The sequence below is a fragment of the Kocuria sp. KKT182 genome, assembly GCF_055635395.1.
Genome location: NZ_CM145757.1, coordinates 1,383,108 through 1,405,650 on the forward strand (window position 1 = coordinate 1,383,108; position 22,543 = coordinate 1,405,650).

35 protein-coding genes are annotated in these 22,543 nt (G+C 69.2%); 1 reads left to right on the plus strand and 34 read right to left on the minus strand.

Going from position 1 to position 22,543, the window contains the following annotated elements:
• Positions 1-2: 2 nt before the first annotated feature.
• The 33 genes from rpsI to rpsJ all read right to left on the minus strand — a co-directional run bounded on the left by rpsI (position 3) and on the right by rpsJ (position 20,232).
• On the minus strand, positions 3-509 hold the full coding sequence (gene rpsI, locus ACZ2G1_RS06325; protein WP_031282957.1) for a 30S ribosomal protein S9: 507 nt from the start codon (positions 507-509) through the stop codon (positions 3-5).
• A 33-nt stretch (positions 510-542) separates the two neighbouring features.
• Positions 543-986, minus strand: coding sequence for a 50S ribosomal protein L13 (rplM, locus tag ACZ2G1_RS06330; RefSeq protein WP_017833326.1), 444 nt, complete (start codon positions 984-986; stop codon positions 543-545).
• Positions 987-1,281: 295 nt separating this feature from the next.
• Entirely contained in the window at positions 1,282-2,250 is a 969-nt protein-coding gene (locus tag ACZ2G1_RS06335) for a tRNA pseudouridine synthase A (protein WP_470377589.1), read from the minus strand.
• A 106-nt stretch (positions 2,251-2,356) separates the two neighbouring features.
• Positions 2,357-3,118, minus strand: a complete 762-nt coding sequence (gene rplQ, locus ACZ2G1_RS06340; RefSeq protein ID WP_031282955.1) for a 50S ribosomal protein L17, sunset domain variant — start codon at positions 3,116-3,118, stop codon at positions 2,357-2,359.
• A gap of 67 nt (positions 3,119-3,185) precedes the next feature.
• Positions 3,186-4,193 carry a DNA-directed RNA polymerase subunit alpha gene (locus tag ACZ2G1_RS06345; protein ID WP_017833323.1) on the minus strand — a complete coding sequence of 336 codons (1,008 nt, stop codon included), beginning with the start codon at positions 4,191-4,193 and terminating at the stop codon, positions 3,186-3,188.
• A 137-nt stretch (positions 4,194-4,330) separates the two neighbouring features.
• The gene (gene rpsK / locus ACZ2G1_RS06350; RefSeq protein WP_017833322.1) at positions 4,331-4,735 is read right to left on the minus strand and encodes a 30S ribosomal protein S11; all 405 of its coding nucleotides are present in this window, start codon (positions 4,733-4,735) and stop codon (positions 4,331-4,333) included.
• Between the two features lie 82 nt (positions 4,736-4,817).
• Positions 4,818-5,186, minus strand: coding sequence for a 30S ribosomal protein S13 (rpsM, locus tag ACZ2G1_RS06355; protein ID WP_017833321.1), 369 nt, complete (start codon positions 5,184-5,186; stop codon positions 4,818-4,820).
• A gap of 168 nt (positions 5,187-5,354) precedes the next feature.
• Entirely contained in the window at positions 5,355-5,468 is a 114-nt protein-coding gene (gene rpmJ / locus ACZ2G1_RS06360) for a 50S ribosomal protein L36 (RefSeq protein ID WP_017833320.1), read from the minus strand.
• A gap of 55 nt (positions 5,469-5,523) precedes the next feature.
• A complete protein-coding gene (infA, locus tag ACZ2G1_RS06365) occupies positions 5,524-5,745 on the minus strand; it encodes a translation initiation factor IF-1 (protein ID WP_017833319.1) in 222 nt (73 codons plus the stop codon).
• A 264-nt stretch (positions 5,746-6,009) separates the two neighbouring features.
• Entirely contained in the window at positions 6,010-7,182 is a 1,173-nt protein-coding gene (rlmN, locus tag ACZ2G1_RS06370) for a dual-specificity RNA methyltransferase RlmN (protein ID WP_031282953.1), read from the minus strand.
• A 50-nt stretch (positions 7,183-7,232) separates the two neighbouring features.
• Positions 7,233-8,069, minus strand: coding sequence for a type I methionyl aminopeptidase (gene map, locus ACZ2G1_RS06375; RefSeq protein WP_017833317.1), 837 nt, complete (start codon positions 8,067-8,069; stop codon positions 7,233-7,235).
• Positions 8,070-8,186: 117 nt separating this feature from the next.
• Positions 8,187-8,750 carry an adenylate kinase gene (locus ACZ2G1_RS06380; RefSeq protein WP_017833316.1) on the minus strand — a complete coding sequence of 188 codons (564 nt, stop codon included), beginning with the start codon at positions 8,748-8,750 and terminating at the stop codon, positions 8,187-8,189.
• 85 nt (positions 8,751-8,835) lie between these two features.
• A complete protein-coding gene (secY, locus tag ACZ2G1_RS06385; protein ID WP_031282952.1) occupies positions 8,836-10,146 on the minus strand; it encodes a preprotein translocase subunit SecY in 1,311 nt (436 codons plus the stop codon).
• Between the two features lie 268 nt (positions 10,147-10,414).
• The gene (gene rplO / locus ACZ2G1_RS06390; RefSeq protein ID WP_017833314.1) at positions 10,415-10,903 is read right to left on the minus strand and encodes a 50S ribosomal protein L15; all 489 of its coding nucleotides are present in this window, start codon (positions 10,901-10,903) and stop codon (positions 10,415-10,417) included.
• A gap of 2 nt (positions 10,904-10,905) precedes the next feature.
• Positions 10,906-11,115: a 50S ribosomal protein L30 gene (rpmD, locus tag ACZ2G1_RS06395; protein WP_017833313.1), complete on the minus strand. Its 210-nt coding sequence runs from the start codon at positions 11,113-11,115 to the stop codon at positions 10,906-10,908.
• Entirely contained in the window at positions 11,115-11,846 is a 732-nt protein-coding gene (gene rpsE, locus ACZ2G1_RS06400) for a 30S ribosomal protein S5 (protein ID WP_017833312.1), read from the minus strand. The genes rpmD and rpsE overlap by 1 nt, the downstream gene beginning before the upstream one ends.
• Positions 11,843-12,214, minus strand: a complete 372-nt coding sequence (rplR, locus tag ACZ2G1_RS06405) for a 50S ribosomal protein L18 (protein WP_017833311.1) — start codon at positions 12,212-12,214, stop codon at positions 11,843-11,845. The genes rpsE and rplR overlap by 4 nt, the downstream gene beginning before the upstream one ends.
• Positions 12,215-12,216: 2 nt before the next feature.
• On the minus strand, positions 12,217-12,753 hold the full coding sequence (rplF, locus tag ACZ2G1_RS06410; protein ID WP_031282950.1) for a 50S ribosomal protein L6: 537 nt from the start codon (positions 12,751-12,753) through the stop codon (positions 12,217-12,219).
• 23 nt (positions 12,754-12,776) lie between these two features.
• Positions 12,777-13,175 carry a 30S ribosomal protein S8 gene (gene rpsH, locus ACZ2G1_RS06415; RefSeq protein WP_017833309.1) on the minus strand — a complete coding sequence of 133 codons (399 nt, stop codon included), beginning with the start codon at positions 13,173-13,175 and terminating at the stop codon, positions 12,777-12,779.
• A gap of 85 nt (positions 13,176-13,260) precedes the next feature.
• A complete protein-coding gene (gene rplE, locus ACZ2G1_RS06420; RefSeq protein ID WP_017833308.1) occupies positions 13,261-13,830 on the minus strand; it encodes a 50S ribosomal protein L5 in 570 nt (189 codons plus the stop codon).
• Positions 13,830-14,174, minus strand: coding sequence for a 50S ribosomal protein L24 (gene rplX / locus ACZ2G1_RS06425; protein WP_017833307.1), 345 nt, complete (start codon positions 14,172-14,174; stop codon positions 13,830-13,832). The genes rplE and rplX overlap by 1 nt, the downstream gene beginning before the upstream one ends.
• Positions 14,175-14,176: 2 nt before the next feature.
• Positions 14,177-14,545, minus strand: a complete 369-nt coding sequence (gene rplN / locus ACZ2G1_RS06430) for a 50S ribosomal protein L14 (protein ID WP_017833306.1) — start codon at positions 14,543-14,545, stop codon at positions 14,177-14,179.
• Positions 14,546-14,900: 355 nt separating this feature from the next.
• Positions 14,901-15,191: a 30S ribosomal protein S17 gene (rpsQ, locus tag ACZ2G1_RS06435; protein WP_017833305.1), complete on the minus strand. Its 291-nt coding sequence runs from the start codon at positions 15,189-15,191 to the stop codon at positions 14,901-14,903.
• Positions 15,188-15,463 carry a 50S ribosomal protein L29 gene (gene rpmC / locus ACZ2G1_RS06440; protein WP_017833304.1) on the minus strand — a complete coding sequence of 92 codons (276 nt, stop codon included), beginning with the start codon at positions 15,461-15,463 and terminating at the stop codon, positions 15,188-15,190. The genes rpsQ and rpmC overlap by 4 nt, the downstream gene beginning before the upstream one ends.
• 2 nt (positions 15,464-15,465) lie before the next feature.
• Complete coding sequence (gene rplP, locus ACZ2G1_RS06445; RefSeq protein WP_017833303.1) at positions 15,466-15,882, minus strand: 50S ribosomal protein L16; 417 nt, start codon at positions 15,880-15,882, stop codon at positions 15,466-15,468.
• Positions 15,883-16,734 (minus strand): 30S ribosomal protein S3, encoded by an 852-nt coding sequence (gene rpsC / locus ACZ2G1_RS06450; protein WP_017833302.1) that lies wholly within the window; start codon positions 16,732-16,734, stop codon positions 15,883-15,885.
• Entirely contained in the window at positions 16,735-17,100 is a 366-nt protein-coding gene (rplV, locus tag ACZ2G1_RS06455) for a 50S ribosomal protein L22 (protein WP_017833301.1), read from the minus strand.
• A gap of 53 nt (positions 17,101-17,153) precedes the next feature.
• Positions 17,154-17,435: a 30S ribosomal protein S19 gene (rpsS, locus tag ACZ2G1_RS06460; RefSeq protein ID WP_017833300.1), complete on the minus strand. Its 282-nt coding sequence runs from the start codon at positions 17,433-17,435 to the stop codon at positions 17,154-17,156.
• A 12-nt stretch (positions 17,436-17,447) separates the two neighbouring features.
• Complete coding sequence (gene rplB, locus ACZ2G1_RS06465) at positions 17,448-18,287, minus strand: 50S ribosomal protein L2 (RefSeq protein WP_017833299.1); 840 nt, start codon at positions 18,285-18,287, stop codon at positions 17,448-17,450.
• Positions 18,288-18,317: 30 nt separating this feature from the next.
• Positions 18,318-18,623: a 50S ribosomal protein L23 gene (gene rplW, locus ACZ2G1_RS06470; protein ID WP_017833298.1), complete on the minus strand. Its 306-nt coding sequence runs from the start codon at positions 18,621-18,623 to the stop codon at positions 18,318-18,320.
• Positions 18,620-19,243: a 50S ribosomal protein L4 gene (gene rplD, locus ACZ2G1_RS06475; RefSeq protein ID WP_017833297.1), complete on the minus strand. Its 624-nt coding sequence runs from the start codon at positions 19,241-19,243 to the stop codon at positions 18,620-18,622. The genes rplW and rplD overlap by 4 nt, the downstream gene beginning before the upstream one ends.
• Positions 19,244-19,250: 7 nt before the next feature.
• Positions 19,251-19,907: a 50S ribosomal protein L3 gene (gene rplC, locus ACZ2G1_RS06480; protein ID WP_017833296.1), complete on the minus strand. Its 657-nt coding sequence runs from the start codon at positions 19,905-19,907 to the stop codon at positions 19,251-19,253.
• 16 nt (positions 19,908-19,923) lie between these two features.
• Positions 19,924-20,232, minus strand: coding sequence for a 30S ribosomal protein S10 (rpsJ, locus tag ACZ2G1_RS06485; protein ID WP_003803825.1), 309 nt, complete (start codon positions 20,230-20,232; stop codon positions 19,924-19,926).
• A gap of 491 nt (positions 20,233-20,723) precedes the next feature.
• Here rpsJ and ACZ2G1_RS06490 point away from each other — a divergent pair, with 491 nt between their 5' ends.
• Positions 20,724-21,107 carry a VOC family protein gene (locus ACZ2G1_RS06490; protein ID WP_017833295.1) on the plus strand — a complete coding sequence of 128 codons (384 nt, stop codon included), beginning with the start codon at positions 20,724-20,726 and terminating at the stop codon, positions 21,105-21,107.
• An 87-nt stretch (positions 21,108-21,194) separates the two neighbouring features.
• On the opposite strand, the gene tuf is transcribed toward ACZ2G1_RS06490, so the two are convergent.
• Positions 21,195-22,385, minus strand: a complete 1,191-nt coding sequence (gene tuf / locus ACZ2G1_RS06495) for an elongation factor Tu (protein ID WP_017833294.1) — start codon at positions 22,383-22,385, stop codon at positions 21,195-21,197.
• Positions 22,386-22,543 lie beyond the last annotated feature (158 nt).

Consider the following 22,543-nt stretch of genomic DNA (forward strand, 5'->3'; position numbering starts at 1 on the left):
GATCAGCGCTTCGAGTACTGCGGAGCCTTGCGGGCCTTCTTGAGACCGGCCTTCTTGCGCTCGATGACGCGCGGGTCGCGGGTCAGGAAGCCGGCCTTCTTGAGGGTCGGGCGGTTGTTCTCGAGGTCGATCTCGTTCAGGGCACGCGCCACGCCGTGGCGCAGGGCACCGGCCTGGCCGGAGGGGCCACCGCCGTGGATGCGGGCGATGACGTCGTAGGCGCCCTCGAGCTCCAGCACCTTGAAGGGGTCGTTGACCTCCTGCTGGTGCAGCTTGTTCGGGAAGTAGTTCTCCAGGGTGCGGCCGTTGACGGTCCACTGGCCGGAGCCGGGGACGACGCGCACGCGGGCGACGGCCTCCTTGCGGCGGCCGACGGCCTGGCCGGAGACGGTGAGGGCCGGGCGCTCGGCGGCGGCCTCGGTCTCCTCCGCGGGGGAGGACTCGGAGGTGTAGCTGCTCAGCTGCTCCTCGCCGTCCACGATGTTCTGCTCTTCAGTATTCTGAGCCACGATTTTCCTCGCTCGTTTCTGTCGTAGGCCCGGTTACTGGGCGACCTGGGTGAACTCGAAGGTCTGCGGCTGCTGGGCACCGTGGGGGTGCTCCGGGCCGGCGTAGACCTTGAGCTTGGACATCTGCTGGGCGGCCAGCTTGTTCTTCGGGAGCATGCCACGGATGGCCTTCTCCACGGCGCGGACCGGGTGCTTCTCCAGCAGCTCGGCGTAGGAGCTGGACTTGAGCCCGCCCGGGTAGCCGGAGTGGCGGTAGGCCCGCTTCTTCTCGAGCTTGGAGCCGGTCAGGGCCACCTTCTCGGCGTTGATGATGATGACGAAATCACCGGCGTCCACGTGGGGAGCAAAGGTCGGCTTGTGCTTTCCGCGCAGCAGCGTTGCGGTCTGGCTGGCAAGGCGACCCAGGACGACGTCGGTGGCATCGATGACGTGCCACTGGCGCTGGATGTCACCGGGCTTCGGGGTGTACGTACGCACGTTAGTTTGCCTTCGTTCGGGTTATCTCGGTGGCGCTAGTTGGGATCACGCCGTTTCTCGGTGTGCCGTCCGGGGCTCGGGTGAGGGCCGAGCTGCATCCGGTGCCCGAGACCCCGGTGCACCGGACCGCCAGGCGTCCTGCAACGGGACAGCGGATCCGGGTACACGTGAACCGAGGCGGGACACGCACAACAGCACCCCACGGTACCGGATGGAGCGGCCAAAGACCACTCGGGCCATACACCCGGAGGGTGCGGCGGTCAATCTCCCCGCGGGCGCCCGGGCCCGCGGCGGCTCACGCTCCGCCGCGCCGGGGCGTCCCGGGAGCGTCGCGGGGATCTCCTCGGAGCTCCTCGCGGGCGGGGTCGCCGAGCGGGGCGCGCCGCGCCCGGGTGCGCTCGGCCCGCTCCCCCAGGGCGGCGTCCCCGGGATAGCGCACCTCCTCGAGCACGAGGGCGTGCGGCGGGGCCATCAGCGCCTTGGCGTCCCGGACCCGCTCCGCGAGCCGGCGGCCGAGCCAGTCGGGGTCCTCGCGGCCCGCGCCCACGCGGGCGGCCGCGCCCACGACCGAGCGGACCATGTGGTGGCAGAAGGCGTCCGCCTCGATGCCCAGCAGCACGAGCCCGTCCCGGTCCCGCTCGACGGACACGTCCAGGACCTCCCGCACCGTCGTGGCGCCCTCCCGGGGGCGGCAGAAGGACAGGAAGTCGTGCAGCCCCACCAGCTCCTGCGCCGCCCGGGCCATGACAGGGACGTCGAGCACGTCCTTCGACCACCACGTCAGGTGCCGGGTCAGCGGGTCCCGGCCCGCCGCGCCGTCGTCGATCCGGTAGCTGTAGCGGCGGGAGACGGCGGAGAAGCGGGCATCGAAGCCGGCGGGGGCGGCGCCCGCGCGGCGGACCACCACCGCGCCCGGGCACTCGGGCAGGCCCTGCGCGCGGCGGCCGCGGCCCAGGACGTGGGCCAGGGCCCCGGTGAGGCGGCGTTCGAGCGCCCGTCCCGGGTCCTCGTCCCGGCCGCGGGCGAGACCGGTCCACTCCGCGGGGGCCAGGTCCAGGTGCGCCACCTGGCCGCGGGCGTGCACCCCGGTGTCCGTCCGGCCGGCCACCGCGACCCGCACGTCCCGGCGGACCAGCACGGCGAGGGCGTCCTCCACGGCCCCCTGCACGGTGGGCAGGCCCGGCTGACGGGCCCACCCGGCGAACGGCGCGCCGTCGTAGGCCAGGTCGATCCGCACGCGCACGGGGGAATCGGACGGGCTCATGGTCAGCTCCTGGGAGGGGGTGGTGGGGGGGGTGCGGCGGGCACGACGACGCCGCCGGGGACCAGGTCCCCGGCGGCGTCGCGGTGTCCGTCCGTGCGTCGTCCGGTCAGCGCAGCTTCTGCGCGGCGGCGCCGCCGGCCGGCTGGAAGCCGGCGGCCTCGGCGTTGGCCGGCGAGTCGAACCAGATCTCGGCGGTGGTGCCCGCGTACCAGCGCGAGCCGGGCACGTGGTACTTCATCGAGTTCTTGTTGCCCTTGACCTCGAAGCCCTCGGGGGCCTCGCCGGACTCGAGCGGGGCGCGCGAACCGGGGAACTCGGCGTCGGAGTTCTCGGCGGCGACCTCGGCGGCCTGCTCGGAGCCGACCTCGGGGGCCTGCTCGTCGGCGGGGATCTCCTCGGCGGCGACCTCACCGGCGGTGGAGTCCGCCGGGGTGTCGACCGGGGCGGCGGGGGCCGGGGCGGCCTTCTCGGTGGCGCGCTCGGCCTCGGCCACGGTGGCCTTGGTCGCGACGGGCTCCATCACGAGCTCGATGACCGCCATGGGGGCGTTGTCGCCCTTGCGGTTGCCGATCTTGGTGATGCGGGTGTAGCCGCCGTTGCGGTCCTCCATCGCCGAGGCGATGGTGGTGAACAGCTCGTGCACCACGGACTTGTCGGTCAGCTGCGCCAGCACGCGACGGCGGGCGGCCAGGTCACCGCGCTTGGCGAAGGTGATCAGGCGCTCGGCGTAGGGACGCATCCGCTTCGCCTTGGTCACGGTGGTGGTGATGCGCTTGTGCTCGAACAGCTGCTGCGACAGGTTCGCCAGCATCAGGCGCTCGTGCGCGGGTCCGCCTCCGAGGCGGGGTCCCTTGGTGGGAGTAGGCATGGTTGTTGATCTCCTGGAAGTGTGTCCCGGCCCGGGCGGGCACCCGTCGGGACGTCAGCGGGAAGGACTAGTGGTCGTCGTCGTCGAACGGGTTCTCGTCGTCGATCGCGGCGGCGCGAGCGGCGAGGTCGAAACCGGGGGGCGAGTCCTTGAGGGACAGCCCGAGGTCGACGAGCTTGGCCTTGACCTCGTCGATCGACTTGGCGCCGAAGTTGCGGATGTCCATCAGGTCCGCCTCGGAACGGCCCACGAGCTCACCCACGGTGTGGATGCCCTCGCGCTTGAGGCAGTTGTAGGACCGCACGGTGAGCTCGAGGTCCTCGATGGGCAGCGCCATGTCGGCGGCCATCGCGGCGTCCGTCGGCGAGGGCCCGATCTCGATGCCCTCGGCGGCCGTGTTGAGCTCCCGGGCGAGACCGAACAGCTCGACCAGGGTGGTGCCGGCGGAGGCCACGGCGTCACGCGGGGTGATGGCCTCCTTGGTCTCCACGTCCAGGACCAGCTTGTCGAAGTCGGTGCGCTGCTCCACACGGGTGGCCTCCACGCGGAAGGTCACCTTCAGGACGGGCGAGTAGATCGAGTCGACCGGGATGCGGCCGATCTCCGCGTCCCCGGCCTTGTTCTGGGCGGCGGAGACGTACCCGCGCCCGCGCTCGATGGTCAGCTCGAGCTCGAGCTGGCCCTTCGCGTTGAGGGTCGCGATGTGCAGGTCCGGGTTGTGGATCTCCACACCGGCCGGGGCCGTGATGTCCGCGGCGGTGACGACGCCGGGGCCCTGCTTGCGCAGGTAGGCGACGACGGGCTCGTCCTGCTCCGAGGAGACGGCGAGCTTCTTGATGTTGAGAATGACCTCGGAGACGTCCTCCTTCACGCCCTCCACGGTGGAGAACTCGTGGAGCACCCCGTCGAGCCGGATGCTGGTCACGGCGGCACCGGGGATCGAGGACAGGAGGGTGCGGCGGAGGGAGTTGCCGAGGGTGTAGCCGAAGCCGGGCTCGAGCGGTTCGATCACGAAGCGGGACCGGTTGTCGGCCACGACCTCTTCAGAGAGGGTGGGGCGCTGTGCGATGAGCACTGATGTTTCCTTTCAGCGGGCATCCGCTATATGACGCGCGCAAATGGTGGAAAACAGTTGATGGGTGCGGACCGGTGCCCGGTCCGTTGTCGGCATGCGCACCGGGACCCCGCAGGGTCCCGGTGGGCGTGCTCACATCAGACGCGGCGGCGCTTCGGCGGGCGGCAACCGTTGTGCGCGCTCGGGGTGACGTCCGAGATGGAGCCGACCTCGAGGCCGGTGGCCTGCAGGGAGCGGATGGCGGTCTCGCGCCCGGAGCCGGGGCCCTTGACGAACACGTCGACCTTGCGCATGCCGTGCTCCTGCGCGCGCTTCGCGGCGGCCTCGGCGGCCATCTGGGCCGCGAAGGGGGTGGACTTGCGAGAGCCCTTGAAACCCATCTCGCCGGCGGACGACCAGGAGAGGACGGCGCCGGAGGGGTCGGTGATGGTGACGATGGTGTTGTTGAACGTCGACTTGATGTGGGCCTGGCCCTGGGTGACGTTCTTCTTGTCCTTGCGGCGGGGCTTGCGGGCAGCCGCTGCGCGAGTCTTCGGGGGCATGGAGATCTCCTACAAAATTCGGGAAGAGTGGTGGTGGGCCGCTCGGGGGACCGCGGGGTCCTGGCGCACGAGCGGCAGCGGGCTACTTCTTCTTGCCGGCGACCGTGCGCTTCGGACCCTTGCGGGTGCGGGCGTTGGTCTTGGTGCGCTGACCGTGCACGGGCAGGCCGCGGCGGTGCCGGATGCCCTGGTAGCTGCCGATCTCGACCTTGCGGCGGATGTCGGCGGCCACCTCGCGGCGGAGGTCACCCTCGACCTTGTAGTTGTCCTCGATGTAGTCGCGCAGCTCCACGAGCTGGGCATCGGTGAGTTCGCGCACGCGCAGGTCGCCCGAGATGCCGGTGGCGTCCAGGGTGGCGAGCGCGCGGGTGCGACCCACGCCGTAGATGTAGGTGAGCGCAATTTCCAGCCGCTTTTCGCGGGGGAGGTCGACGCCTGCGAGACGAGCCATATCGGCGGTTCTCCTTGTGGTGTTCCAGAGGTCTGGAGCATCGCTGTCCGGTCGGGGACGTCATGTCCCCTCCGGTCCCCGGCCTCTGTACCGGGGGCGCCCGCCTGGATCTCTCCGGTCGGGAGCGGTGCCTTTGTGGATCCACTTGCGTGGGCAGCTCGGGGCGGGTCAGCCCTGACGCTGTTTGTGGCGCGGGTTCTCGCAGATCACCATGACCCGCCCGTTGCGGCGGATCACCTTGCACTTGTCGCAGATCGGCTTCACGCTCGGTTGGACCTTCATCGCATTCCTTCGCGTCGTTCTCTCGAGTGGTGTGCGGCCCGGACGGCCGCCGGTCCTACTTGTAGCGGTAGACGATACGACCGCGGGTGAGGTCGTACGGGCTCAGCTCCACCACCACGCGGTCCTCGGGGAGGATCCGGATGTAGTGCTGTCGCATCTTCCCGGAGATGTGGGCGAGGACCAGGTGACCGTTGTTCAGCTCAACGCGGAACATCGCGTTGGGCAGAGCCTCGACCACAGTGCCTTCGATCTCGATGACTCCGTCTTTCTTGGCCATATCCTCCGCTAACTTCAGGTGCCCCCCGCCGGGGCGGCGAGCAGGGTTTCGGGTGTACATCGTCGTTAAACGCCGCAGCGGACCTGTACGCGCGCACCATCACCGTTCGTGGTGCACGGTGAGGGTCGGCGTGGTCCGAAGTGTGCGGAATCGCTGGAGCACAGACAACCAACAGGACACTCTACGGGATCGGGGGCGCCTCCCGCAACGCGGGAGGCGCCCCCGGGGAACGGTGCCGGAGAACGGTGCCGGGGACGACGGCGCTCAGACGGTCGCGGCGAGCTGCCCGCAGGCCCCGTCGATGTCGGAGCCGCGGGTGTCCCGCACGGTGGTGGGGATGCCGTGGGCCCGGAGCCGCTCCACGAAGTTCTGCTCCACGCCGGGCCGGGACGCGGTCCACTTGGAGCCGGGGGTCGGGTTGAGCGGGATGGGGTTCACGTGCACCCACCCCCCGCCGCGGGCGTTGAGCTTCTCGCCGAGGAGGTCGGCCCGCCACCCGTGGTCGTTGATGTCGCGGATCAGGGCGTACTCGATCGAGACCCGCCGGCCGGTGGCCTGGTAGTAGTCGTAGGCGGCGTCGAGGGCCTCGTCGACCTTCCAGCGGGTGTTGATCGGGATGAGCTCGTCGCGCAGCTCGTCGTCCGGGGCGTGCAGGGACAGCGCCAGGGTGACCGGCAGCTTCTCCTGCGTGAACTTCCGGATCCCGGGCACCAGGCCCACCGTGGACATGGTGATGCCGCGGGCCGAGATGCCGAGGCCCTCCGGGGAGGGGTCGATGAGGCGGTGGATCGCCCCGATCGAGGCCTTGTAGTTGGCGAGGGCCTCCCCCATGCCCATGAACACGATGTTGGAGATGCGCAGCGGCTCCTGCTCGGCCCGGCCGACCCTGCCGCCGCGCAGCATCCGCGCGCCCTGCACGACCTGTTCGACCATCTCCGCGGTGGAGAGGTTGCGGGTCAGGCCCGCCTGGCCGGTCGCGCAGAAGGGGCAGTTCATCCCGCAGCCGGCCTGGGAGGAGATGCACATGGTCACCCGGTGGGTGTAGCGCATGAGCACGGACTCCACGGTGGCGCCGTCGAAGCACCGGTGCACGTTCTTGACGGTGTCCCCCTGGTCGGCCTCGAGGCTGCGCACGGTGGTCAGCAGCGTCGGCAGGGCCTGGGAGACGAGCTCCTCCCGGCCCGCCGCGGGCAGATCGGTCATGTCCTCGGGGGCCGTGGCGAACCGGTCGAAGTAGTGGCGGGAGAGCTGGCCCGCCCGGAAGGGCTGGTGCCCCAGCTCGGCGAGGAACTCCCGGCGGCCCGCCATGTCGAAGTCGGCGAGGTGGCGCGGGGGCTTGCCGCGCCGCGGCGCGGCGAAGGTCAGCTGACCGGGCCGGGGCTTCACGGTGAGCTCGACGGGTGTGCTGGTGGTGCTCTGCTGCGGCTGCTGGGCCACGGTGTTCTCCTCGCGGTGTCGCGGGTCCGGGGTGGTGGAGGGCCGGCCGGTCACGGCAGGTCCTCCGGGATCGGGACGGGGCGCACGCCGAGAGGCTCGAGCTCGGAGGCCCCGCCGTCCTCGGCGGTGAGCACCCAGACGCCGTCGGCGTGCAGGGCCACGGAGTGCTCCCACTGGCTGGAGCGGGCGCCGTCGGTGGTGACCACGGTCCACTCGTCGTCGAGCACGCGGGTGCCGATCCCGCCGCGCACGAGCATCGGCTCGATGGCCAGTGCCATGCCGGCGCGCAGGCGGGGCCCGCGGTCGGTGCTGCGGAAGTTGAGCACGTCGGGGGCCATGTGCATCTTGGACCCGATGCCGTGTCCCACGTACTCCTCGAGGATCCCGAAGCGGTGCCCGGAGGCCTTGCGCACGTAGTCCTCCACGGCCGCGCCGATGTCGCCGACGTGCGTGCCGGTGGCCGCCGCCGCGATGCCGTGCCACATGGCGTTGCGGGTGACGTCGGAGAGCTCGGCGTCCGCGGGGTCCGGGCGGCCCAGGAGCACGGTGCGCGCGGAGTCCCCGTGCCAGCCCTCGACCACGGCCCCGCCGTCCACGGAGAGGATGTCCCCCTCCTGCAGCACCTGGTCCCCCGGGATGCCGTGGACGACCACCTCGTTGACGGACACGCACACCGCGGCGGGGTAGCCGAAGTAGCCGAGGAAGTTGGAGCTCGCCCCGTGCGCGTCGAGGACGGAACGGAAGACGTCGTCGAGGGACGCGGTGGTCACGCCGGGCACGGCGGCCGCCACGGCGGCGTCGAGGGCGCGGGAGGTCACCACCCCGGCGCGCTGCATGGTGCGCAGCTGGGCGTGGGTCTTGTACTCGATCCGGCGGCGGCCGAACATGCGGTCTTCCTTCCGAGCCGCTCCCCCGGTCGGGGAGCTCGCGGCTGTCGTGGGTTAAACGTGAGACCCCCGGGGGTGTCCGGGGGTGTCACGGCGTGCGCGGTGCGGGACGGTGCGTCAGGACAGCGCTGTCATGATCCGCTGGGAGACCTCGTCGACGGTCCCGAGCCCGTCGACCTCGCGGACGATGCCGCGCCGGTCGTAGACGTCGACGACCACGGCGGTCTCGGCGTCGTACACGTCGAGGCGGTGCCGGATGACCGCCTCCGTGTCGTCGGTGCGCCCCTCCTTCTGGGCCCGCCCGAGGAGCCGCTGGACGAGCTCGTCGCGGTCGGCGGTCAGCTTCAGCACCACGTCGAGCTCCTGCCCCAGCTCGTCGAGGATGGCGTCGAGCTCGTCCACCTGCGCGGCGTTGCGCGGGTAGCCGTCGAGCAGGAAGCCGTCGGCGGTGTCCGTCTCGGCGAGGCGGTCGCGGACCATCCGGTTGGTCACGGAGTCCGGGACGAGGTCGCCGGCGTCGATGTAGCTCTTGGCCTCCTGCCCCAGAGGGGTCCGGCCCTTGATGTTGGCCCGGAAGATGTCACCGGTGGAGATCGCCGGGATGCCGAGCCGCTCCGAGATGCGCACGGCCTGCGTGCCCTTGCCTGCGCCGGGGGGTCCGATGATGAGCATGCGGGTCATGAAGTCTCCTTGCGGTCGGTGGTGGCTGCGGTCACAGTCTACCGGGGCGTGCCCGCCGTCCCCGGCGGGGGACGGCGGGGTGGGGTCAGCGCAGCAGGCCCTCGTAGTTGCGCTGCTGCAGCTGGGCCTCGATCTGCTTCACCGTGTCCAGGCCCACGCCCACCATGATCAGCAGCGACGGACCGCCGAAGGGGAAGTTCTGGTTCGCGTCGATCAGCACGAGCGCCACGAGGGGGATCATGGACACGATGCCCAGGTAGAGGGCGCCCGGGAACGTGATCCGGCTGAGCACGTAGGCGAGGTACTTCTCGGTGGGCCGGCCCGCGCGGATCCCCGGGATGAAGCCGCCGTAGCGCTTCATGTTGTTGGAGACCTCCTCCGGGTTGAAGGTGATCGACACGTAGAAGTACGTGAAGAACACGATCATCAGGAAGTACATCGCCATGTACACGGGGTGGTCGCCGGTGACGAGGTAGGTGTTGATCCAGTTGACCCAGCCGGGGATGTCCGTGCCGTCGTCCGGCATGCCGAACTGGGCGAGCATGCCGGGGAGCATCAGCATCGAGGACGCGAAGATGATGGGGATGACACCGGCCATGTTGACCTTGAGCGGGATGTAGGTGGTGGTCCCGCCGATCGTGCGCCGGCCCACCATCCGCTTGGCGTACTGCACGGGCACACGGCGCTGGGACTGCTCCACGAACACCACGCACGTGATCACCACGAGCCCCACGGCCAGCACGGAGAGGAACACGCCCCAGCCCCGGGTGCGGAGGATCTCGCCCAGCGCGGAGGGGAAGGTCGCGGCGATGGACGTGAAGATGAGCAGCGACATGCCGTTGCCCACGCCCTTCTCCGTGATCCGCTCCCCCAGCCACATGATGATCGCCGTGCCGGCGGTCATCGTGATGATGATGATCAGCACGGTCAGCCAGGTGTCGTTGGGGATGATCGGCAGGGGGCAGTCCCCCAGCAGGGCGCCGGACCGGGCGAGCGAGACCACCGTGGTGGCGTTGAGCAGCGCGAGGCCGATGGTGAGGTAGCGGGTGTACTGGGTCAGCTGCGTCTGCCCCTGCGCCCCCTCCTCGTGCAGCTCCTGGAAGCGCGGGATGACCACGCGCAGCAGCTGCACGATGATGCTCGCGGTGATGTAGGGCATGACGCCCAGGGCGAAGACCGACAGCTGCAGCAGCGCGCCGCCGCTGAAGAGGTTCACCATGTCGTACACGCCGCCCGTGGTGGTCCCGAGGGCCAGGCACTGCTGCACGTTGCCGTAGTCGACGCCCGGCGCCGGGATGAACGTGCCCAGGCGGTAGAGCACGATGAGGGCGAGGGTGAACCCCAGCTTGCGTCGCAGGTCGGGGGTTCGCAACGCCCGTCCGAAAGCGCTGAGCACATGTCCTCCTAGAGACTGGGTCCGACCGGCATCCGGTGGCGGGGGGTGTGGTGGTGCGGGAGCTCGGTCCGGGGTCCCCGCGCCCGGTGGGCGCGGGCGACTCCGGCAAGTCTAGCGAACGCGGCCCGCCCGGGACTCACCGGGGGCGCGCGCCGACGGGGCGGGCTCGTGCCCGCCGACGGATCAGGCCCCGCCCACGCTGGCGTGGACGGGGCCTGATCCGTGGGTGCCGCGGGGCCGGGCGTGCGCCCGGCCCCGCGGCCCGCGCTCACAGCGCGGTGGTGCTGCCGCCGGCGGCGGCGATCTTCTCCGCGGCGGAGCCCGAGAAGGCGTGCGCCTTCACGTCGACCGCGACCGCGATGTCGCCGGAGCCCAGGACCTTGACGGGCTGGTTCTTGCGCACGGCGCCGCGGGCCACGAGCGACTCCACGGTCACCTCGCCGCCCTCCGGGAAGAGCTCGGTGAGCTTGTCCAGGTTGACGACCTGGTACTCCACGCGGAACGGGTTCTTGAACCCGCGCAGCTTGGGCAGGCGCATGTGCAGCGGAAGCTGCCCGCCCGCGAAGCCCGCCTTGACCTGGTACCGGGCACTGGTGCCCTTGGTGCCGCGGCCGGCGGTCTTGCCCTTGGAGCCCTCACCGCGACCCACGCGGGTCTTGGCGGTCTTCGCGCCCGGGGCCGGACGCAGGTGGTGCACCTTGAGCGCGTGCACCTTCTCGTTGCTCTGAGCGGTGTTCTCAGCAGTGTTCTCTGCCATGGTTACTTGGCCTCCTCGACCTTGACCAGGTGGGCGACGGTGTTGACCATGCCCGCGGTCACGCCGTCGGCCTTGCGGACCACGACGTTGCCCGGCCGCTTGAGGCCGAGGGACCGCAGGGTGTTGCGCATGTTCTGCTTCTGGCCGACCACCGACCGGACCTGCGTGATGCGCAGCTCCGTGCCGTCGGGCTGGATACGCTTGCCGGACATCAGGCACCTGCCTTCTGGATCGAGCGCAGCAACGGACCGGGGACGACCTCGTCCATCGGGAGCCCACGACGGGCCGCGACGGCCGCCGGCTCCTCGAGCTGGCGGAGCGCCTCGATGGTTGCGTGCACGATGTTGATCTGGTTCGACGAGCCGAGGGACTTCGACAGCACGTCGTGGATGCCGGCGCACTCGAGCACGGCGCGGACCGGACCACCGGCGATCACACCGGTACCCGGGGTCGCCGGGCGCAGCATGACGACGCCTGCGGCGGCCTCGCCCTGCACGCGGTGCGGGATCGTGCGGTCCTCGATGCGCGGGACGCGGAAGAAGTTCTTCTTCGCCTCCTCGACGCCCTTCGAGATCGCCGCCGGCACCTCCTTGGCCTTGCCGTAGCCGACGCCGACCATGCCGTTGCCGTCGCCGACGACGACGAGGGCGGTGAAGCTGAAGCGACGACCACCCTTGACGACCTTGGAGACACGGTTGATGGTCACGACGCGCTCGAGGAACTTGTCCTTCTCCTCGTCGCGGCCGCCGCGGCCACCGCGGCCGCCGCGCTCGCCACGGCCCCCGCGCTCACCGCGGCCGCCGCGCTCGCCGCGGCCCCCGCGGTCGCCGCGGGAGTCCTGGGAGCGGTTGGCCTCGGTGGTCTGCTGGGCCCCGGTCGCCTCCGTGGAGGCAGTGCTGGCTTCGGTCACCTGGGTTTCCTTCTCGTTGTTCTGCTCGCTCACAGTGCCAGACCTCCTTCACGGGCGCCGTCGGCGACAGCCGCCACGCGACCGTGGTACTTGTTGCCGCCGCGGTCGAACACGACGGACTCGACACCGGCGGCCTTGGCGCGCTCGGCCACGAGCTCACCCACGCGCTTGGCCTTGGCGGTCTTGTCCGCGTCGGCGCCGCGCAGGTCGGCCTCCATGGTGGAGGCCGAGGCGACGGTGACACCCTTGGTGTCGTCGACGACCTGGACGAACACGTGGCGGGCGGAGCGGTTGACGACCAGGCGCGGGCGCGCGGCCGTGCCGGCCAGGTGCTTGCGCACCCGGACGTGGCGGCGGCTGCGGGCGGCGGCCTTGGACTTGCCCTTGATCTTCAGAGCCATGGTTACTTACCAGCCTTTCCGGCCTTGCGGCGGATCTGCTCGCCGGCGTACCGCACGCCCTTGCCCTTGTAGGGCTCGGGGGCGCGGAGCTTGCGGATCTTGGCGGCGACCTCGCCGACCTGCTGCTTGTCGATGCCGTTGACCGAGAGCTTGTTGACGCCCTCGACGGCGAACGAGATGCCCTCCGGCGCCTTGAAGGTGATCGGGTGGCTGTAGCCGAGGGCGAACTCGAGGTCCTGGCCCTTGGCCTGCACGCGGTAACCGGTGCCGACGATCTCGATGCCCTTGGTGTAGCCCTGGGTGACGCCCTGGATCATGTTGGCGATCAGGGTGCGGGTGAGACCGTGCAGCGAGCGGGACTCGCGCTCGTCGTCGGGTCGGGTGACGGTGAGGGTGCTGTCGTCGAGCGCGACGGTGATCGGGCTGGCAACGGTGTGCTGCAGCTCGCCCTTGGCGCCCTTGACGGAGACGACGTTGCCGTCGATCTTGATCTCCACACCGGCCGGCACAGAGATGGGGAGACGTCCGATACGTGACATGTTCTCTTCCTTTCTGTTCCGGGTTACCAGACGTACGCGAGGACTTCGCCGCCCACGCCCTTCTTCGCGGCCTGCTTGTCGGTCAGCAGCCCGGAAGAGGTGGACAGGATGGCGATGCCCAGGCCGCCCAGGACCTTGGGGAGGTTGGTGGACTTGGCGTAGACGCGCAGGCCCGGCTTGGAGATGCGCCGGACGCCCGCGATGGAGCGCTCCCGGTTGGGGCCGAACTTCAGGGAGAGCGTGAGGGTCTTGCCGACCTCCGCCGCCTCCTCCTTGTAGTCCGCGATGTAGCCCTCGGCCTTGAGGATGTCCGCAACGCGAGCCTTGAGCTTCGAGTACGGCATGCTCACGGAGTCGTGGTAGGCGGAGTTGGCGTTGCGCAGACGCGTCAGCATGTCCGCGACAGGATCTGTCATTGTCATTTTGGGGGCACGTGCCCTTCCTCGTCCCGGTTTCCGCACCTGGCGGCGCCCGTGGGCGCCCGGCCGGACCTGGAACGTAGCGAGATTAGTTGGTCTTGAAGGGGAAGCCGAGCGCCTTCAGCAGCGCGCGGCCCTCGTCGTCGGTCTTCGCGGTGGTGACCACCGTGATGTCCATGCCGCGGACCCGGTCGATGCGGTCCTGGTCGATCTCGTGGAACATGGACTGCTCGGTGAGGCCGAAGGTGTAGTTGCCGTTGCCGTCGAACTGGCGGTCGGACAGACCGCGGAAGTCGCGGATGCGCGGCAGGGCCAGGGTCACCAGGCGGTCGAGGAACTCCCACATGCGGTCGCCGCGCAGCGTGGTGTGCGCGCCGATCGGCATGCCCTCGCGGAGCTTGAACTGCGCGATGGACTTCTTCGCCCGGGTCACGAGCGGCTTCTGGCCCGTGATGGCGGTGAGGTCGCGGACGGCGCCGTCGATGAGCTTCGAGTCCTTCGCGGCGTCACCGACACCCATGTTCACGACGACCTTGACGACGCGCGGGATCTCCATGACGTTGCCGTAGCCGAACTGCTCCTGCAGCGCGGGCACGACGGTCTCCTGGTACTTGTCCTTGAAGCGCGGGGACACGCTGATCTCGGTGGTTTCGGTCATCACAGGTCCTTGCCGGTGCTCTTGGAGACGCGGACGCGGACGGTCTTCTGGCGTCCGTCGCGCTCCACGGTCTCGGTGCGGTGGCCGACGCGGGTCGGCTTGTTGGTCTCCGGGTCCACGAGCGCCACGTTGGACACGTGGATCGGCGCCTCGACCTTGTCGATGCCGCCGGCTTCGCCCTGCATGGAGGCCTTGCGGTGGCGGGTGATCACGTTGATGCCCTCCACGACCACGCGGGAGGTCTCGGGGATCACGCGCAGGACCTTGCCCTGCTTGCCCTTGTTGTCCCTGCTGCCGGAGATGACCTGCACCAGGTCGCCGGTCTTGATCTTGAACTTCGCCATGGTCAGAGCACCTCCGGGGCCAGCGAGATGATCTTCATGAACTTCTTGTCGCGCAGCTCACGGCCCACGGGGCCGAAGATGCGGGTACCACGGGGGTCACCGTCGTTCTTCAGGATCACTGCGGCGTTCTCGTCGAACTTGATGTAGGAGCCGTCCGGACGACGGCGCTCCTTCTTGGTACGGACGATCACGGCCTTGACCACGTCGCCCTTCTTCACGTTCCCGCCGGGGATCGCGTCCTTGACGGTGGCGACGATGATGTCGCCGATGCCTGCGTAGCGACGTCCGGATCCACCGAGAACACGGATGGTGAGGATTTCCTTCGCACCCGTGTTGTCGGCGACCTTCAGTCGCGACTCCTGCTGAATCACTGATTACTCCTGTCGTCACGCCGGTTCCAACACCGATCGAGAGCACGGTGCGGGCCTTGCGGAACAGCTTGTCGGATGATGTGCCCTCCCCCGGCGCGCACGCCGGACCGGGCCCAGCCCTCCATGCCAGGAGCATCTGAACCCGCCACCAGGTGGCACGGGGGCGCCCTGCACGCGGTCATTATGCGCTGGCACGAAGAGCTGTGGATTGCACGGACAGAGATTTCCGCCCATACAAGCTCACCAGCCTAGCACAGGCGGGGTGCCGTCCGTGCGAGCGGTGAACGGGCGACGGCCCGCCCCCTCGAGGAGGGGGCGGGCCGTCGGGGCCGTGGCCGGCTCTAGCGAGCTCGGGTCACTTGGCCTTCTCGAGGATCTCCACGATCCGCCACCGCTTGGTCGCGGACAGCGGGCGGGTCTCGGAGATCAGGACGAGGTCGCCGACGCCGGCGGCGTTCTGCTCGTCGTGGGCCTTGACCTTCGAGGAGCGGCGCATGACCTTGCCGTACAGCGAGTGCTTGACGTTGTCCTGCAGCTGCACCACGACGGTCTTGTCCATCTTGTCGGAGACCACGTAGCCACGACGGCTCTTGCGGTCACCGCGCTCGTCGGCCTGCTCGGCCTCGTTGTTGATCTGCTCGGTCACTTGGCGTCCTCCTCGGAGGTGGTCTCGGCGGTGGTCTCGGCGGAGCCCGCCTGGGGCCGGATGCCGAGCTCGCGCTCGCGCAGCACCGTGTAGATGCGCGCGATGTCGCGCTTGACGGCCTTGAGGCGGCCGTTGTTCTCGAGCTGACCGGTTGCGGACTGGAAGCGGAGGTTGAACAGCTCCTCCTTGGCCTTGCGCAGCGCCTCACCCAGAGAGTCCTTGTCGAGGGCCGCGAGGTTCTCGATGCTCAGATCCTTGGATCCAACAGCCATTCTCATTCACCACCTTCGCGACGCACGATGCGTGCCTTCATCGGGAGCTTGTGGATCGCCAGGCGCAGGGCCTCGCGGGCGACCTCTTCGGAGACACCGGAGAGCTCGAACATCACGCGCCCGGGCTTGACGTTGGCGACCCACCATTCGGGGGAGCCCTTGCCGGAGCCCATGCGGGTCTCGGCGGGCTTCTTGGTCAGGGGGCGGTCCGGGTAGATGTTGATCCAGACCTTGCCGCCACGCTTGATGTGGCGGGTCATGGCGATACGGGCGGCCTCGATCTGACGGTTCGTCACGTAGGCCGGCGTGAGCGCCTGGATGCCCCACTCGCCGAAGGCGACAGTGGTGCCGCCCTTGGCAGCGCCCGACCGCTTCGGGTGGTGCTGCTTGCGGAACTTCACACGACGTGGGATGAGCATTTACTTACCACCCTCTGCGTTGGTCGCTCCCGCGGCCGGAGCCGGGGAGGCGGCGGAGTCGTTGCGCTCACGGCGTCCGCCACGGTCGTTACGGTCGGGACGACGACGGTCGCCGCCGCCGCCTCCGCGACGCTCGCCCGGACCGCCGCGACGGTCACGGTCGCCGCCGCGGCCGCGCGAGGGAGCGGCGGCCTGCTGGGCCGCCAGTTCCTTGGCGGTGAGGTCGCCCTTGTAGATCCAGACCTTCACGCCGATGCGGCCGAAGGTGGTCTTGGCCTCGAAGAAGCCGTAGTCGATGTTCGCGCGCAGGGTGTGCAGGGGCACACGGCCTTCGCGGTAGAACTCCGAGCGGCTCATCTCGGCGCCGCCGAGGCGGCCGGCGCACTGGATGCGGATGCCCTTCGCGCCGGCGCGCTGCGCCGACTGGATGGCCTTCTTCATGGCGCGGCGGAAGGCCACGCGGGAGGCGAGCTGCTCGGCGACACCCTGGGCGACCAGCTGGGCGTCCACCTCGGGGTTCTTGACCTCGAGGATGTTCAGCTGGATCTGCTTGCCGGTGAGCTTCTCGAGCTCGCCGCGGATGCGGTCGGCCTCGGCGCCGCGGCGGCCGATGACGATGCCGGGGCGGGCGGTGTGGATGTCCACGCGCACGCGGTCCCGGGTCCGCTCGATCTCGACCTTGGAGATGCCGGCCCGCTCCATGCCCGTGGACATGAGCTTGCGGATCTTGATGTCCTCGCGGACGTAGTCCTTGTAGCGCTGGCCCTCCTTGGTGGAGTCCGCGTACCAGTGCGACACGTGGTCGGTGGTGATGCCCAGCCGGAACCCGTGCGGGTTGATCTTCTGTCCCACTTAGCGGACCTCCTCGCTGTCAGGGCTCGCCACGATCACGGTGATGTGGCTCGTGCGCTTGTTGATGCGGTAGGCGCGGCCCTGGGCCCGCGGCTGGAACCGCTTCATGGTCGGACCCTCGTCGACGAAGGCCTCGCTCACGACGAGCTCCTCCTCCTTGAACGGCAGGCCGTCGCGGTCCGCCAGCTGGCGCGCGTTGGCGACCGCCGACTGGAGGACCTTGAACACCGGTTCCGAAGCACCCTGGGGGGCGAACTTCAGAATCGCCAGAGCCTCATTCGCCTGTTGGCCACGAATCAGGTTGACGACGCGCCGGGCCTTCATAGGCGTCACGCGGATGTAGCGCGCAGATGCCTTGGCTTCCATTGCTTTCCTTCTCTCGTCTTCTCGAAGTGCTCACGCTGCGGGATCCCGGAGGATCAGCGGCGCTTGCCCTTCTTGTCGTCCTTCACATGGCCGCGGAAGGTCCGCGTGGGGGCGAACTCGCCGAGCTTGTGCCCGACCATCGACTCGGTGATGAACACGGGGATGTGCTTGCGTCCGTCGTGCACGGCGATCGTGTGCCCGAGCATGTCGGGGACGATCATCGAGCGGCGGGACCACGTCTTGATGACGTTCTTGGTGCCCTTGTCGTTCTCCTTGGCGACCTTCAGGAAAAGGTGCTGATCGACGAAAGGGCCCTTCTTCAGGCTGCGTGGCATGTGTCAGGCTCCTTAGCGCTTGTTCTTGCCGGTGCGACGACGGCGGACGATGAGCTTGTCGCTCTCCTTGTTGGGGCGGCGGGTGCGGCCCTCGGGCTTGCCGTTCGGGTTGACCGGGTGACGGCCACCGGAGGTCTTGCCCTCGCCACCACCGTGCGGGTGGTCGACAGGGTTCATGACCACACCGCGGACGGTCGGGCGGACGCCCTTCCAGCGGTTGCGGCCGGCCTTGCCCCAGTTGATGTTCGACTGCTCGGCGTTGCCGACCTCGCCGACCGTCGCGCGGCAGCGCACGTCGACGTTGCGGATCTCGCCGGAGGGCAGCCGGAGCTGGCCGTACTTGCCCTCCTTGGCGACGAGCTGCACCGACGCGCCGGCGGAGCGGGCGAGCTTGGCGCCGCCGCCCGGACGGAGCTCGACGGCGTGGATCACGGTGCCGACGGGGATGTTGCGCAGCGGCAGGTTGTTGCCGGGCTTGATGTCGGCGCCGGGGCCCGACTCGACGACGTCGCCCTGGGACAGCTTGTTCGGCGCGATGATGTAGCGCTTGGAGCCGTCCACGAAGTGCAGCAGCGCGATGCGCGCCGTGCGGTTCGGGTCGTACTCGATGTGCGCGACCTTTGCGTCGACGCCGTCCTTGTCGTGGCGACGGAAGTCGATGACGCGGTACTGGCGCTTGTGCCCGCCACCCTTGTGCCGGGTGGTGATGCGGCCGGTGTTGTTCCGCCCGCCCTTCTTGGGCAGCGGCCGGACCAGCGACTTCTCGGGGGTCGTGCGCGTGATTTCTGCGAAGTCGGCAACGGAGGAGCCGCGACGGCCCGGGGTTGTCGGCTTGTGCTTACGGATAGCCATGTGTCAGTTCCTCGTTAAAGTGGTCTCCGCTCAGGCGAGCGGACCGCCGAAGATGTCGATGGTGCCTTCCTTGAGGGTCACAACGGCACGCTTGGTGCCCTTGCGCTGACCCCAGCCGAAGCGCGTGCGCTTCCGCTTCCCGGCACGGTTGATGGTGTTCACGGACTCGACCTTGACGCCGAAGATCTGCTCGACGGCGTACTTGATCTGGGTCTTGTTCGAGTCGGGCGCCACGAAGAACGTGTAGCGGCCCTCGTCGATGAGCCCGTAGGACTTCTCGGAGACGACCGGCGCGATGATGACGTCCCGGGGGTCCTTGATGGTGGTCGCGCTCACTTGGCGTCCTCCTGCTTCTTCTTGCTGGCGGCCGCCACGAAGGACTCGAACGCGTCCTTGGTGAAGACCACGTCGTCGGAGACCAGCACGTCGTACGTGTTGAGCTGGTCCGCGTAGAGGGTGTGCACGTCGTCGAGGTTGCGCACCGACAGCGCGGCCACGTCGTCCGAGCGGTGCAGGACGACCAGCAGGTTCTTGCGGTCGGAGAGCCCGCGCAGCGTCGCCTGGGCGGCCTTCGTGTTGGGGACGGTGCCCTCGACGAGTGCCTCCACGACGTGGATGCGGTTGTTGCGCGCCCGGTCCGAGAGGGCTCCGCGCAGGGCGGCGGCCTTCATCTTCTTGGGGGTGCGCTGGCTGTAGTCGCGCGGGGTCGGGCCGTGCACCACGCCGCCGCCGGTCATGTGCGGAGCGCGGATAGAGCCCTGGCGCGCGCGGCCGGTGCCCTTCTGCTTGAAGGGCTTGCGGCCGGCGCCGGAGACCTCGGCGCGGTTCTTGGTCTTGTGCGTGCCCTGGCGGGCCGCGGCCAGCTGAGCGACGACGACCTGGTGCAGCAGGGGCACGTTGGTCTGGACGTCGAAGATCTCGGCGGGCAGGTCGACGTTGACGGTCTGAGTTGCCATGGTCTGATCAGGCTCCCTTCACTGCGGTGCGGACGAGGACGACCGAACCCTTGGGGCCCGGCAGGGCGCCCTTGATGAGCAGCAGGGAGTTCTCGGCGTCCACGGCGTGAACGGTGAGGTTCTGCGTCGTGTGACGGACGGCGCCCATGCGGCCCGCCATGCGCATGCCCTTGAACACGCGAGCGGGGTAGGACGCGCCGCCGATGGATCCCGGCTTGCGGTGGTTCTTGTGGGCACCGTGGGAGGCGCCGACGCCGGAGAAGCCGTGACGCTTCATCACACCGGCCGTGCCCTTGCCCTTGGTCTTGCCGATCACGTCGACCTTCTGGCCGGCCTCGAAGAGCTCGACGGAGAGCTCCTGGCCCAGCTCGTAGGTGTCGGCGTCGGCCGTGCGCAGCTCCACGACGTGGCGGCGCGGCGTGACGCCGGCCTTCTCGAAGTGGCCGGCCAGCGGCTGGGTGACCTTGCGGGGGTCGATCGCACCGAACCCGATCTGGACGGCCGAGTAGCCGTCACGGTCCTGGTTGCGCAGCTGGGTCACGACGTTGGAGTCCGCCTTGACGACGGTCACCGGCACGAACTTCCCGTTCTCGTCCCAGACCTGGGTCATGCCGAGCTTCGTGCCCAGCAGGCCCTTCACCTGGCGTTCGAAAGTGGTAGTCATTGGGATGCGATCCTCTTTACAGCTTGATTTCGATGTTCACGTCAGCCGGCAGGTCGAGGCGCATGAGCGAGTCGACGGCCTTCGGCGTGGGGTCGATGATGTCGATCAGCCGCTTGTGCGTGCGCATCTCGAAGTGCTCACGGCTGTCCTTGTACTTGTGCGGCGAGCGGATGACGCAGTACACGTTCTTCTCCGTGGGCAGCGGCACGGGGCCGACCACCGTGGCGCCTGCGCGCGTCACCGTCTCAACGATCTTCCGGGCCGAGACGTCGATGACCTCGTGGTCATAAGACTTCAGCCGGATGCGGATTTTCTGTCCCGCCATGGCGTCGTGACTCTCTTTCTTGAACGATCTTCCCTGTGACGGAGCCGAGGGCTCCTTGTGCATGGCGCCACCTGGTGGGCGCCCCTCCACGCAGACTGAATCCGGAAGGATCCGGGTTCCTCACCCTGCTGGAGCTCCGACCCCCGAACTCGGGCGTGTCGTCCCGTGCTGGCACGGGGGCACACCGATTCCGTTTCTCGGGGCGGGCTGTATGTGGTCCGTGCGTGGCAGCTTCCAGGAGCTGCTGACCCCGGTTCTGCTTCGGAACCCGATGGTGTCCTGGGGTCTGCCGGTTCGAACCGTTGGGAGCACGCGTCGGCGCTTGAACAACGTCCTCCATCCTGCCAGAGATGGCAGACCGGTGCAAACGCACGGCCGGGGGCAGGCCGTGCGCAACCGTGCCGGAACCGTGAGCCGACCGCGACCGGCGCCGGCACCCGCGGTCGTATCCTGGCCTCGTCCGCACCCCGACGTCCCAGGAGATGGGTCCCATGCTGTCCACCGCGAGACTGGTCGCGATCGTCCCCGTCCGGGAGCTCGACCGCGCCCGCCGGTTCTACCAGGAGACGCTGGGGCTCTCCCCCGCCCACGCCCCCGAGCCGGACAGCGTCCTGTTCAGCGAGGACGGGCACACCGGCCTGCAGCTGCTGCTGCGCCCGGACGCGCCGGCGTCCGGGCTGACGCAGGTCAGCTTCGAGGTCCCCGACGTCGAGGCCGCGGTCCGGGAGCTCGAGGGCCGGGGCGTGCGCTTCGAGGACTACGACCTGCCCGGCCTGCGCACCGTCGACCACGTCCTCACCGCCGACGGGATGCGCGCGGCGTGGTTCACCGACTCCGAGGGCAACGTCCTGTGCCTGCACCAGCTCACCGGCTGAACCCCGTCGTGGTTGCCCCGGAACGCACGGAACCCCCCGCCGCTGCAGGAGCGACGGGGGGTTCTGCGCAGATCGGCAGTCCGGGGACTACTTGATGATCTTGGTGACGCGGCCGGAGCCCACGGTGCGGCCACCCTCACGGATGGCGAAGCCGAGGCCCTCCTCCATGGCGATCGGCTGGATCAGCGCGACCGTCATCTCGGTGTTGTCGCCGGGCATGACCATCTCGGTGCCCTCGGGCAGCGTGATGACGCCGGTGACGTCGGTGGTCCGGAAGTAGAACTGCGGACGGTAGTTCGAGTAGAACGGGTTGTGACGCCCGCCCTCCTCCTTGGAGAGGATGTAGACGTTGGCCTCGAAGTCGGTGTGCGGGGTGATGGAACCCGGCTTGCACACGACCTGGCCGCGCTCGACGTCGTCACGCTTGAGACCGCGCAGCAGCAGGCCGCAGTTCTCGCCCGCCATGGCCTCGTCCATCTGCTTGTGGAACATCTCGATGCCGGTGACCGTGGTCTTCTGGACCGGACGGATGCCGACGATCTCGACCTCGGAGTTGATCGGCAGCGTGCCGCGCTCGGCACGGCCGGTCACCACGGTGCCGCGACCGGTGATGGTGAAGACGTCCTCGATGGGCATGAGGAACGGCTTGTCCATCTCACGGATGGGGTCGGGCACGTTCTCGTCGACGGCCTCCATGAGCTCCTCGACCTTGGCGACCCACTCGGGGTCGCCCTCGAGGGCCTTCAGCGCCGAGACGCGGACGACCGGCGCGTTGTCGCCGTCGAAGCCCTGGTCGGAGAGGAGCTCGCGCACCTCCATCTCGACGAGGTCCAGCAGCTCCTCGTCGTCGACCATGTCGGACTTGTTCAGGGCCACCAGCAGGTAGGGCACGCCCACCTGGCGGGCGAGCAGCACGTGCTCGCGGGTCTGGGCCATGGGGCCGTCCGTGGCGGCGACCACGAGGATGGCGCCGTCCATCTGCGCCGCACCGGTGATCATGTTCTTGACGTAGTCCGCGTGACCCGGGGCGTCGACGTGCGCGTAGTGGCGCTTCTCCGTCTGGTACTCGATGTGCGCGATGTTGATGGTGATGCCGCGCTGCTTCTCCTCCGGAGCGGAGTCGATGGCACCGAAGTCGCGCTGCTCGTTCAGGTCCGGGTACTTGTCGGCCAGGACCTTGGAGATGGCAGCCGTGAGCGTCGTCTTGCCGTGGTCGACGTGGCCGATGGTGCCGATGTTGACGTGCGGCTTGGTGCGCTCGAACTTGGCCTTCGCCATGGTTGTTCCTCCTAGAACATTTGTCGAAACTTGCTCAGCACTACCCCACCGCGTGTTTCCGGGGGGAGCTTGAGGCGCTCAGCAGTACTGAAACCTCTGCAAGTCTACTTTGGCTGTGCGTGATTGATGAAATTCCCGGCCGGGGCCGAGGGGTGGTG